9 protein-coding genes are annotated in these 10969 nt (G+C 66.0%); 3 read left to right on the plus strand and 6 right to left on the minus strand.

What is annotated here, in order from left to right:
* Positions 1-276: 276 nt before the first annotated feature.
* Entirely contained in the window at positions 277-1185 is a 909-nt protein-coding gene (locus tag AB6A65_RS16200) for a glycosyltransferase family 2 protein (RefSeq protein ID WP_371039444.1), read from the minus strand.
* 578 nt (positions 1186-1763) lie between these two features.
* Here AB6A65_RS16200 and AB6A65_RS16205 point away from each other — a divergent pair.
* A complete protein-coding gene (locus tag AB6A65_RS16205) occupies positions 1764-2795 on the plus strand; it encodes a glycosyltransferase family 2 protein (RefSeq protein ID WP_371039445.1) in 1032 nt (343 codons plus the stop codon).
* Between the two features lie 19 nt (positions 2796-2814).
* Here AB6A65_RS16205 and xrtD read toward each other — a convergent pair whose 3' ends face one another.
* The 4 genes from xrtD to AB6A65_RS16225 all read right to left on the minus strand — a co-directional run bounded on the left by xrtD (position 2815) and on the right by AB6A65_RS16225 (position 8500).
* Positions 2815-4416, minus strand: a complete 1602-nt coding sequence (gene xrtD, locus AB6A65_RS16210; RefSeq protein WP_371039446.1) for a VPLPA-CTERM-specific exosortase XrtD — start codon at positions 4414-4416, stop codon at positions 2815-2817.
* A 119-nt stretch (positions 4417-4535) separates the two neighbouring features.
* Complete coding sequence (locus AB6A65_RS16215; protein WP_371039447.1) at positions 4536-5942, minus strand: hypothetical protein; 1407 nt, start codon at positions 5940-5942, stop codon at positions 4536-4538.
* A 9-nt stretch (positions 5943-5951) separates the two neighbouring features.
* Positions 5952-6572 carry a polysaccharide biosynthesis/export family protein gene (locus AB6A65_RS16220; RefSeq protein WP_371039448.1) on the minus strand — a complete coding sequence of 207 codons (621 nt, stop codon included), beginning with the start codon at positions 6570-6572 and terminating at the stop codon, positions 5952-5954.
* Between the two features lie 122 nt (positions 6573-6694).
* Positions 6695-8500 carry a tetratricopeptide repeat protein gene (locus AB6A65_RS16225; RefSeq protein WP_371039449.1) on the minus strand — a complete coding sequence of 602 codons (1806 nt, stop codon included), beginning with the start codon at positions 8498-8500 and terminating at the stop codon, positions 6695-6697.
* 80 nt (positions 8501-8580) lie between these two features.
* Between AB6A65_RS16225 and AB6A65_RS16230 the strand changes: the two genes are divergently transcribed.
* The gene (locus tag AB6A65_RS16230; RefSeq protein ID WP_371039450.1) at positions 8581-9336 is read left to right on the plus strand and encodes a hypothetical protein; all 756 of its coding nucleotides are present in this window, start codon (positions 8581-8583) and stop codon (positions 9334-9336) included.
* Here AB6A65_RS16230 and AB6A65_RS16235 read toward each other — a convergent pair.
* A complete protein-coding gene (locus tag AB6A65_RS16235) occupies positions 9316-9996 on the minus strand; it encodes a sugar transferase (protein WP_371039451.1) in 681 nt (226 codons plus the stop codon). The two genes, AB6A65_RS16230 and AB6A65_RS16235, sit on opposite strands and share 21 nt — an antisense overlap.
* 524 nt (positions 9997-10520) lie before the next feature.
* On the opposite strand from AB6A65_RS16235, the gene AB6A65_RS16240 reads away from it, so the two are divergent.
* The coding region (locus AB6A65_RS16240) for an ExeA family protein (RefSeq protein ID WP_371039452.1) at positions 10521-10969 on the plus strand (449 nt) is incomplete at its 3' end.

The following is a 10969-nucleotide window of genomic DNA, read 5'->3' on the forward strand; positions in this document are numbered from 1 at the left end:
ACAGCTACCACGCTGGATTCACAAGATGAATCCCTAACGGGGTTTGTGCAACAGAGCCCATTCAAAGTGTTCCACTACCTGCCCGTTGAGTTCAAAGACGCGCTGCGCGCCGGAGTAAGGCACCAGGCGCATCTCTCGGGTCTGGCCAGGCTCGAAGCGCAGCGGTGCCGGCGGAACCGTCAACCAGTAGCACATCAGAAGTCGACGAGATCCGGTGAACGATCCAGATCCAACAAAAAAAGATTTTTCCGGAAAAGAATGTCCGGTGGTTGGGGATTATCGATGTGTCAAACGACGTTTGACGAATGCAACCGCACCAAAAAAGGATTGGGGCAAGCAGGAAAAGAAAACACTGAACGCAGAAGAAGCATCGCGAAACCGCCGGCCGGCCACATACCGAAAAATTTCGGATGGAATAAACTGACCATAGTAGCGCTGCCATTTCCTTTCACACGATTTCAGCGTCTTCAAGTCTGGAGATGTCGCGAAACGTCCAAAATGCCGCTCGAGAACAAATAAATGCGCCTTGCATACTTTGGAGGGTCGCTTCGTTGCCTGCTCAGGGTGCAGTCGATATCGTGCTACAGATTCGCCGTGACAGACAATCCTTCCAATTTTAGACATTTTAATGTTCAGATCAATATCTTCACAATGTTCTAAACTGACGTCAAAACCTCCAACAAGATCAAGGGCGCGTCTCCGATACATGCATTGGGACGGTGAGGGTGTCACACAGCGGGCGATGTAGTCCGGAGACTCACTTATGAACGGCGTCTGACAATTCATTCCTATAAATGTACCGCTTTCATTTATAAGTCGATTCGAACCAAAAACCATGACAGCCTCGGGCTCGGCATCCATTGCAGCGACATGTGCAGCAATAGCGTTGGGCTCTAATTCATCGTCAGCATCAAGAAAAACAATAAAGCGCGAAGTTGCGTGACGAAGGCCTTCCATCCGAGCAATTGATTTACCCATGTTTTCCTGTCTGATAAGCCTTACATTGTCGAGCTGCATGAGGGACTCGGCAGTGCCATCGGTGGAGCCGTCATCCACGACGATGATTTCAGCTTTAAATCCATTCTGCTCAAGAGCGCTTTTCACTGCACTTTCGGCATACTTGACAGCATTATAAGCTGGTATCACAATGCTGCATGGAAGCGCCGAATTGCTAGCTTCGTTCATCCAAAAATTCCTCAAGTCTATGCTACGTTGCATTGTAAACGATGCCAGAAATTCTGCAAGTCGATCAAGTGGTTCTGCCTAAGGAATCGCCATGAAGATTCGTCTTGTTAAGCCAGCCTGGAAGCTGGGATGCGAGAGCAGGCAGAATCCCCTATTTGCAAGGCCAAGTACAGATCAGCTTTAGACGGTGCGCTCAAGCGCCGAGGCTTGATCGATCCTGCGGAGGTTCGCGTCGTGAGGCGAACACGCTGATCTTGTCCTGACACTGAACTTTCATTTAAGGGGTGACCGGAACCCATTTTGTGTTTATGCCGATGGGCGTAGGTTAAGCAATCGTGCGTCGCGCGGAGCTTTCGTCTCATGTGGCGGAACAAGCGTTTAGTTGGTCTGGGCCTGCGCGTAGTCAGGCGGGAAACACCATCTTCTGTCAGTCAAAAGTCGGACAGGAAGTCAACCCCGTCATGCACTAACTCCAAACGCGGATTACTCTATCGACGCATCCCAAAGTAACCGCCTAGTACTTGGACGGAAGATTTGAAGACGTGATTTTGCAAGATGGAACTGATATGAGTTTGACTATGCGATTTTCCGAGGAAGGAGTTAGAGAGGCTTCAGTGCTTGCCGTCCTGATCGTGAACTACAACTGTGCGGGCGATACGATTCGGGCCGTGCGATCAATTCTAACGGGCGAACACGAGCGTCTTTGTGAAGTCATCGTTGTCGACAACGCTTCGACGGACGACAGCGTCGACCAAATTTGTGCTGCCCTGCCAGATGTTCGTCTCTTGGCGGCAGGCGCGAACGGCGGATATGCTTGGGGCATCAACGTCGGGATCTCGCTGGCGGTTGGACGTCATGTTCTTGTGCTCAATCCCGACACCGAGGTTGAGCCCGGGTCGCTTGCCAAAGCTGTCGCCTATCTCGACGAGAACGAGCATGTCGGTCTGCTTGGCGCGAGATCCGAGGACGGTGACGGCCATGTCGAGCAGACCTGTTTCCGGTATCCGAGGCTGCGCGACCTCTTCTGGCGCGCGTTCCTGCCTTTCAGCGTGATACGGCGAAGCCGGTTCTTCGGCGATCGGCGGTACCGCTCCCTCTCCCTCGACGAGATCTGCGATGTTGAGGCCGTCGTCGGCTGCTTCATGATGGTGCCGCGCCGCGTGATCGACGAGGTCGGCGGTCTCGACGACCGCTTCTTTATGTACAGCGAGGAGACGGAGTGGTGCTGGCGGATCCGGAAGGCGGGCTACCGGGTCCATTATCACCCCGATGTGCGGATCATCCATTACGGGGGCGGCTCCACCGGCGGGGTGTCGCCCTGGAGCGCCGTCGAAACCGCCAAAAGCCAGATTCTCTTTCTGCGCCTGACGCGCGGCGCGGGGGTCGCGCGGGTTGGCACCGGCCTCCTGCTTGCGGGAGATGCGCTGCGGGCCGCGTGGTTCGTGCCGATTTCCGTGACCAGGGCGGGCCGCGCCCGCGGTGCCCACTGGCGCGCGCGCTTCGTGTTCCTGTGCAGGGCCCTGATCGATCAGCCCAAGGGCCAAAGGCCGCCGCCCATTCCGGATGCCGTTGCCAAGGCGGGTGTCACGGAGACCGGTTCGAACGCGTGAGGTGTTCAGGCGGCCGGCCTCACTCCGCCGGCACGAACTCGGGCATACGCCCGAGGCTGGTCGCCAGCATTTCGTTCAACCTCGCCTCCGCCTCATCGACCGTCTCTTCGTCGAGGATCGGCGTGACGTAGCGCACCAGCGCGCCGTCCGTGCGCCCCTTCGTGATCCCGTCGTAGATCACGGCGAGTTTCGCGGCGACGTCATCGGTCATGCGGCGGCCGCGGCCCTCGAACCAGTAATAGACGAGCTGGCGTTCCGTGCCCTTCTCGATGATGGCGCGGTTCACCTCGAAGGTGCCGTAGGGCGTGCCGGACATGTCGACGGTGGCGGGGCCGAACTCGGCGATCTCCCAGCCCGCGCCGGGCAGGCAGGCCTCGGGGGGGTGGATGCCCTCGCCGCGGTTCTGTTCGGCGTAGTAGGCGGAGAAGAGGCTGACCGGCGCGGCCTGGCCCGGCGCGGCGTAGATCGCGGCGAGGTAGTCCGAGGCGGCCAGAACCTCCTCGACCTCCGGGTCGAGCCGCGTGGCGGAACCGCTCCACGCGCCGAGCTGGAGCGGGAAGAGGGCGAAGGAGCGCCGCTCGACGGGGTCGGGCTCGAGCCCGCCATAGGACACCCAGGCGGCGGAGGCCATCACGGTCAGGAGCGCGCCGGTGGCGAGCGCGACCGACGCGCGGATGCCGAGGATGCGCAGTCCGATGGGGCCCAGCCCGTTGAAGTCGAGGTCGATGATCTCTCCGAGGCTCTTCGGCTCGGGCGTCAGGCGCTGAAGGCCGATCGCCATGCCGAAGAGGATGGCGATGGAGATCATGAAGATCACCCATCCCTGGAAGATGTGCATGAAGCCCTCGGCCTGCTCGATGCCGTAGGCGTTGACGAGCACGCCGATCACGCCGATCCGGATCGAGTTCATCAGCACGGCCACGGGCACGGCGGCCAGCAGCAGCACGGCGCGGTGCCAGAAGGGGCCGCGGTAGAGGATGGCGAAGAGGTAGGAGAAGCTCAGGATCGGGAAAAGGTAGCGCAGGCCCGAGCAGGCCTCCGCGACCTGGAGCTTGTAGACGCCGAGGTCGATGACGTTGCCCTCGAGGTAGACCGGGATGCCCATGACATCGACGATCCATACCCCGATCACCGACGAGATCCCCTGCAGGAAGAGGTTCGCCTTCCAGTAGAGGATCTGGGGCAGGGGCAGCATCAGGATGAGGTGGAAGACCGGCAGCTGGTGGCGGATGCCCCGCGACCAGCCGAAGCTCGTCAGCACCACGCCGCCGACCCAGAGGATCATCCCGTAGGTCACGATGTCGGGCACGCGGGCGAGGTTGCCGACGAGCGCCACGAGAAGTGCGGCCGCGATCACCAGCACGCCCGGCCACCGGTCGTTGACGACGGCGGGCGGCGGCGGGCTGTTGCGCAACTCGCGCAGGAAGAGGTAGAGCGAGATCAGCGGAATGAGGGGCCCGTGGCTGTATTCCGGCGTCGTCCACGCCTCTCCGAGAGAGATGAAGCCGATCCAGAAGAGGGGCAGGGAGCCCAGCACGAGCAGGGTGAACCACGCCAGTCCGGGCAGGTTCACCGAGGGCATCGCCACCCGCGTCGCCGTCATGCCGTTCGTCGTCGTCAAACCGTGACCCTCGCTCGCAACCCACGCACATGTCTTTCGCGGCAGAGTAATCTATTAACGTTGGGGGAGGGAGTCCTCTTCGCTCACGAATGCGCCAGAAACACAGCGTTTCCGGTGGCTCAGGGCAGGATCGTGAAGCTGCGGCTGAGGCCCAGGAAGACGCGGTTGCCGCTTGCGGCGCGGGTCGTGCCGGTGTCCTCGCGGTCGTGGCTGTAGCCGAGGTCGAGCGACCAGTCGCGCGTGATGTCGCGCGAGTAGGTCACCGACAGCGTGGCGCGTTCCTCGTCGCCCGCGCTCCCGGCGCCGAGATCGCTCACCGAGACGTAATCGGCGCCGAGCGAGAGGCGCGAGAGCGCGTTGATGTCGTGGACGTAGTTGAGGCTCGCGCGCAGGCGGCTCAGGTCCTCGTCCTCGTCGCTCGTCGTGACGCTCTGCGACAGGCTGGCCTCGAGCGCGCCCGTCGGCAGGTCGAGCGCATAGGCGATATCGGCAACGGGCTCGATCTCGCCGTCCTCGTCGCTGCTGACGCCGAGGCCCAGCCTCAGCTCCGCGTTCGGCCGCACGATCACCCGCTCGAGGTTCAGCGTGTTGCGCCGCCCGGTGGTCTCGAGCGCGGTGGCCGCGGAGATCCCGATGCTCCCGAGGGGCAGGGGGCGGGAGAGGCCGAGCGATCCGGTGAAACCGTTCTCCTCGATGCGCGGTGCGCCGCCCGCCCGGGCAATCTCGTCGATGTCGGTGACCCCGAGGCTCGCCTCGAGAACCGTTCCGCCCGAGAGCTCGTGGGTGAGGTCGAAGCGCGCCGCGCGACGCTCGCGCTCGCGGCGCAGCGTGTCCTCGGCGGTGTAGAGGCTGCGCGAGACTTCCAGAAGCCCTTCGGTAGTGGGGGTGAGCGTCATGCGCAGGCCCACGGACGCGCGGGTCTCGCGCGTGTCGTAGAGGTCGGGATCGGTCGTGTCGGTGTACTCGGTCGCCTCGCGGCGCAGGTCGAGCACGAGCCCGAGCGGGGCGGTGAGCCCGGTCTCCAGGGTGATCCCCGCCATGGCGCTGCGGCGCTGGCCTGCCTTTTCGGTCACCACGCTGCCGTCGGGCAGTTCGACCGTGTCGTCGAAGGGATCGAAGACGTCTAGGTCGCGGTAGGCGACGCGGCCGTCGAAGGAGAGCCGGCTCGTGGCCACCTCGCGCGAATACGCGACGCGGAGATCGGCCTCACCGAGCCCGTTGAAATCGCCGTCGCCCGGCGCGTCGCCGGTCCGGGTGACCGCGCCGAGGTCCAGCTCGAGGCGCGAGAGCCGCGTCTCGCTGACCAGCCCGAGGCCGAGCCGGGTCTCGAGATAGGTGGCCGTGCCGGGCGGGTCGGCGACAAGGTCGAGGTTGTCGTTCGCGCCGAGCCGCGTGTCGAGGTCGAAGGTCAGGCGCGGCCCGCTTTCCGCGGGTTCCTGGGCAAGCGCGCCCGCGCCGCCGAGCAGGCTGCCGGCGGCGCAAAGCCCCGCCGCAAGGCCGCGCGGGGACGATCGGCGGCGCGCCATGCGGCCGGCCTATTCGAAGAGGCGGCGCGAGGGCACGATCACCACGTCGCCGGGGGCGAGCCGCGTGCTTCCGGCGATGCGCGGGCCGTTGGCCGCGCCGCTGAAGCTGAAGAGATAGGTGCGCACCGCGCCGGTCTCGCGGTCGGTGCGGCGCAACTCGATCCGCTTTTCCGCCGCGAAGCGGGTCAGGCCACCGGCATCGGCGAGGAATTGCAGGATCGTGGTTCCCGGCGTGACCTCCTTGCGCCCGGGCTCGGCGACCTCGCCCAGGGCGTAGACATCGATCGTCTCCGCCTCGGGTTCCGGCCCGCGGGCAGGGCGTTCGGCGAGCGCGCGCACGGCGACGAAGACCGTCGGTTCGGCCGCGAAGGTGTCTGCGAGGCCCCGCGTCAGCGCCTGGCGCACGCTCGCCACGGTCTGCCCGCGCGCGGCGACGGTGCCCACGAGGGGAAAGTCGATCGAGCCGTCGGGGAGCACCAGAACCTCGCGGTTGAGGCTCGGGTCCTCCAGCACCTCGACGCGCAGGACGTCGCCGGGGCGAAGCTGGTAGCCGTCGGCGGCAAGCGCCGCGCCCGCGGCGCCCGCGAGCACCGAGAGGGCAAGGAAGAGGACACGGAGTGTGCTGCGCATGTCGGGGCCTCGATTGGATTCGCCTGTCGGGGGCGACCATGGCAAGTCGACGGGCTCAAGAGAATCCCTCGCCCCCCGAATTTCTGCGAGTGCTGCAACTTTGCCCACTCGGGCGCGGGGTCTCAGTCGGGCGCTCCCGCGCCGTCCGCCGCCGGGTCGCCGGGATTTTCCAGCGCCTCGATCTGCGCGGTCAGCCGGTCGAGATAGGGCGGCGCGGCGCCGTCCTCCTCGATCAGCGCGCGCGCGGCGCGGTATTCGGCGAGCGCGGCGTCGGTGCGCCCGAGCGCGGCGTGGACCTCCGCCAGGTGGTAGCGCACCAGCGGCTGGTCGGGCAGCGCCGCGGCGGCCGGCTCCAGATACTGGGCGGCCTCTTCGTAATTGCCCAGCCGGAAGGCGATCCAGCCATAGGTGTCCTGGAAGGCCGGCACCTCGGTGCCGCGCAGCCGCCGGGCGATGCGATAGGCGCGCTCGAGGCTTTCGGGTGTGTCGTCGAAGGACGAGATCAGGCTCGCCAGGTTGTTGGCGACGACGACCGATTCGCTGTTCCTGGCATAGAGGCGCTCGTAGATCTCGATGGCGCCGGCGATGTCGCCGGCCGCCTCGAGCTGGCCGGCACGGGTCCAGAGCAGGTTCGCCGCCTCTGGCAACGCGTCGAGCGCCTCCTCGAGCGCGGCGTCCGCGGCCGCCTGGTCGCCGGTGGTGGCATGCAGCCGGATGAGGGCGAGCCAGGCGTATTCCCGCTGCGGGTCTTCCGCGACGAGAGCCTGGAACGCCACCTTCGCCGCGTCGACGTCGCCCTCGCTCACCAGAAGCCCGGCCTCGACGAAGCGCAGGGCGGGGCTGTCGGGACGCTTGGCCAGCGCCTCGTCGAGGAAGGTGCGCGCGCCCTCGAGGTCGCCCTCGGCGATGCGCCGGCGGATGAGGGCAAGCTCGGCGTTGAGCCCTTCGGGCCCGCCCTGGGCCAGGCCTTCGAGGAAGGAGTCGAGTTCCTCGGTGCGGTTCTGGCCGGCCAGCAGCCGGGCGGTGAGATCGTTGGCGATCCCGCGCGCCGCGGGGGTGCCGATGCGTTCGAGCGCGGCGATCGCGCTTTCGAGGCGGGGCCAGTCGGCCATCCGCGCGTAGACGTCGCCCAGCGTCCTCAGAAGCCCGAGGTTCTCGGGCTGAAGCCGCAGCGCCTCTCTCAGCACGTCCTCGGCGGGCAGGAGATCGCCCTCCTCGATGAGGAAGGTGGCGTAGCGGACGGCCTCGGCCGGCGCGCTTCCGGAATAGGCCACGGCGTTCGACAGCATCTCGCCCATCAGGTCGCGGTCGCCCGCGCGCTGATGCGCCCGGGCCATCAGCGTCGCGATGCCCGGATCGCGCGGCGCCTGGTCGAGCGCGCGGCGCAGGTCCACCAGCGCGTCGCCCACCTTGTCGTCCTCGATGAGCCACTCGGCCTTGAGCTTGAGCGCGTCGACCTCGGTGCTGTCCTCGGCGAGCACCTCCTCGACGAGGACGCGCGCGCCCACCGCGTTGTCGGTGGCCAGATACATCCGCGCGAGCGCGACCTTGATCTGCCGTGTCTGGTCGGAGGGCTCGGCCTCGGCGAGGATGTCCTCGAGTTCGGAGATCCCGGCCTGGCGGTCTCCGGTGTCGAAGCGCAGCGTGGCGCGCATCGAGCGGAAGAGCGCCGCGCTCTCGGTCGTCTCCGCCTCCGCCACCAGCGCGTCGAGCGCGTCGAGCGCGGCCTCCACGCCGCGCAGCTGCACCAGGAAGTTGACGAACTGCGTGCGCGCCTCGACGCCGGTCTCCTCGGCCTCCATCCGGCTCCGCAGATAGGCTTCGGCCTCGTCGAGGCGCTGGCGGGAGACGTACCAGCGCACCAGCATCTGGCCGATCGAGGCGTCCTCGGGGAAGAGGTCCAGCATCTCGCGGAGTTGCGCCTCCACCTCCGCCTCGCGCNGTACCAGCGCACCAGCATCTGGCCGATCGAGGCGTCCTCGGGGAAGAGGTCCAGCATCTCGCGGAGTTGCGCCTCCACCTCCGCCTCGCGCCCGCGCTGTTCGAGCGCGCCGAGGCGGATGGTGTAGAGGCGGCGGTCGAGGGGGTCCTGCGCGATGGCCGCGTCGATTTCCGCGAGCGCGCCCTCCCAGTCCTCGCGGCGCACGAGATCGTCGATGAGAAGGCGCCGGGCGAGCGGCGCGTCGGCGTCGGCCTCGACCACCGCGCGCGCCGCCTCGAGGGCGGCCACGCGATCCGCGTCGGTGCCCTCCAGCAGCGCCGCGCGGTAGTCGAGGTTGGCCTTGATCGCGCGGACCAGCAGGTCCTCGGGCGCGAGGTCGATGGCCACCTGTCCGTGGCGCTCGACCTCGTCCCAGTTGTTCACCTCGAGCGCGAGGCGGGCGAGCGCGCGCCGGCCCTCGAGGTTCTCGGGGTATTGCTCGACGAGGCGCAGGTAGTTGCCGTAGGCGCTCTGCAGGTTGCCGCGCGCCTCCTCGATGTCGGCCACGAGCAGCCGCGCCTCCTTGTGGCGGCCGTCGAGCTTGAAGACGTTGCGCAATTCCACGAGGGCGCGGGCGTCGTCACCCTCCGCGTGGAGCGCCACGGCGTTTTCGTAATGCTCAGCGATCTTCTCTTCGGTGGTCTTGCAGGCGGTCAGGGAGAGCGTGGACAGGCACAGGACGGCCACGAGTGCGGCACGACGAAACATCTCATATCCCCTTGTTGGTCGACGCGGAGGGTGTCGGGAGGCCGGGCGACCGGGTTACTTCCCGGTACACCGTAGGACAACCCCGGCGGTGCGCACAAGGATCCCGAGATCGGTGCCGAGCGACAGCGTGCGGTGATAGGTGTCGTCGAACTCCGCGCGCTCGGCGAAGCTGCAGGCGTTGCGCTCGGAGACCTGCCAGGGCCCGGTGATGCCCGGGCGCAGGTCGTAATAGGCGAGCCCCGGGTAGAGGTCGCGCTGGTCGTCCATGATCGGGCGCGGTCCGACGAGCGACATGTCGCCCGTCAGAACGTTCCAGAGCTGCGGCAACTCGTCGAGCGAGGTCTTGCGCAGGAGCGCGCCGATGCGCGTGACGCGCGGGTCGTCGTGGAGCTTCTGGTCGCGATCCCACTCGCGCCGCGCCGCCGGGTTGGCGTCGAGATGGGCGTCGAGCACGCGGTCGGCCCCGGGCACCATGGTGCGGATCTTGACGATGCTGAAGACGCGTCCCCGGCGCCCCACGCGCGACTGGCGGTAGAACGGCGCGCCGCCGTCCAGCATCGCAAGCAGCGCCGAGACGGCGATGAGCGGCAGCGCGACCGGCGCCAGCGCGAGCGTCAGGATCACGTCTAGGACGCGCTTGCCCCAGGCCCGGTACGGGCCGCGACGCACTTTCTGGTCGACGGGCGCGGCGCCATACCGCGCCGCCGCGTCGAAACTCTTGAATACGGTGGTCACTCGTTCCCCCCGAACATTTGCCTACGCCCTTTCGGGCGCGGGCCGACGCGTGCGGCAGCCTGCCGCCGACCCGACTGCACCATCAATACCAACATTCCGCCGCAATTGTGCCATCTTCCTGCAAATCTACCAAGCGCCGTGGAGACCGGGTAAGGGAAATCGCCGCCGCGCCCCGGCCCCGCCGCCGCCGGGAGGGCAAGGGATTTCCGTAAAATATTGATAAAAAGTGACAAAAACCGCTTCCGAAACAATCGGTTTGCGCTTCTGCAACGATGTCCTCGTCCGCCGCATTGTTGAGCGGGCGTGACGAATGGGGCGAATCGGGCGATGTGGTCGCCGAATGACTATCGAATCGCCACGCCCGCGCCCGAATTTTCCGTCAGCCATCGGCGTCGAAGAGCCGCGCGCGCCGGAGGTTTTCGGACGAGCATATTGCCCAGCACGTACTTATATGGTGACAGACAGTGGATGGTTCGACGCACGCTCGCGCTTCGGGCGCGGAACGGGAAGGCAAGCGCTCCTACATGAAGGACTACGCACTTTACGCACGCTTCTTCGGCCTGACAGAGCGGCCCTTCACGCTGACGCCCGATCCGGGCTACCTCTTCTGGTCATCGCAGCACCGTGACGGGTTTTCGGTGCTGGAATACGGCATCATGGCGCAGGTCCCGATCACGCTTTTGACCGGCGAGGTCGGCTCGGGCAAGACGACGCTCGTGCAGGAGCTTCTGAAAAAGCTCGACGAGCACCTGACGGTCGGGCTGATCTCGAACGCGCAGGGCGGTCGCGGCGAACTGCTGCAATGGATCCTCAACGCGCTCGGCGTCGCGATCGAGCCCTCGGCGAGCTACGTGCAGCTCTTCCAGACGTTGCAGGATTTCCTCGTGGCCGAGTATGCCGCCGGCCGGCGCGTCGTGCTGGTCTTCGACGAGGCGCAGAACCTCTCGATGGAAGGGCTCGAGGAACTGCGCAT

It is taken from the genome of Rhodosalinus sp. FB01, from assembly GCF_041365715.1.
GTDB lineage: Bacteria > Pseudomonadota > Alphaproteobacteria > Rhodobacterales > Rhodobacteraceae > Rhodosalinus.

Coding starts and splice junctions, on each gene's coding strand:
- AB6A65_RS16200 (WP_371039444.1), bottom strand. CDS start 1,185: ATGAACGAAGCTAGCAATTCGGCGCTTCCATGCAGCATTGTGATACCA.
- AB6A65_RS16205 (WP_371039445.1), top strand. CDS start 1,764: ATGCGATTTTCCGAGGAAGGAGTTAGAGAGGCTTCAGTGCTTGCCGTC.
- AB6A65_RS16215 (WP_371039447.1), bottom strand. CDS start 5,942: ATGGCGCGCCGCCGATCGTCCCCGCGCGGCCTTGCGGCGGGGCTTTGC.
- AB6A65_RS16220 (WP_371039448.1), bottom strand. CDS start 6,572: ATGCGCAGCACACTCCGTGTCCTCTTCCTTGCCCTCTCGGTGCTCGCG.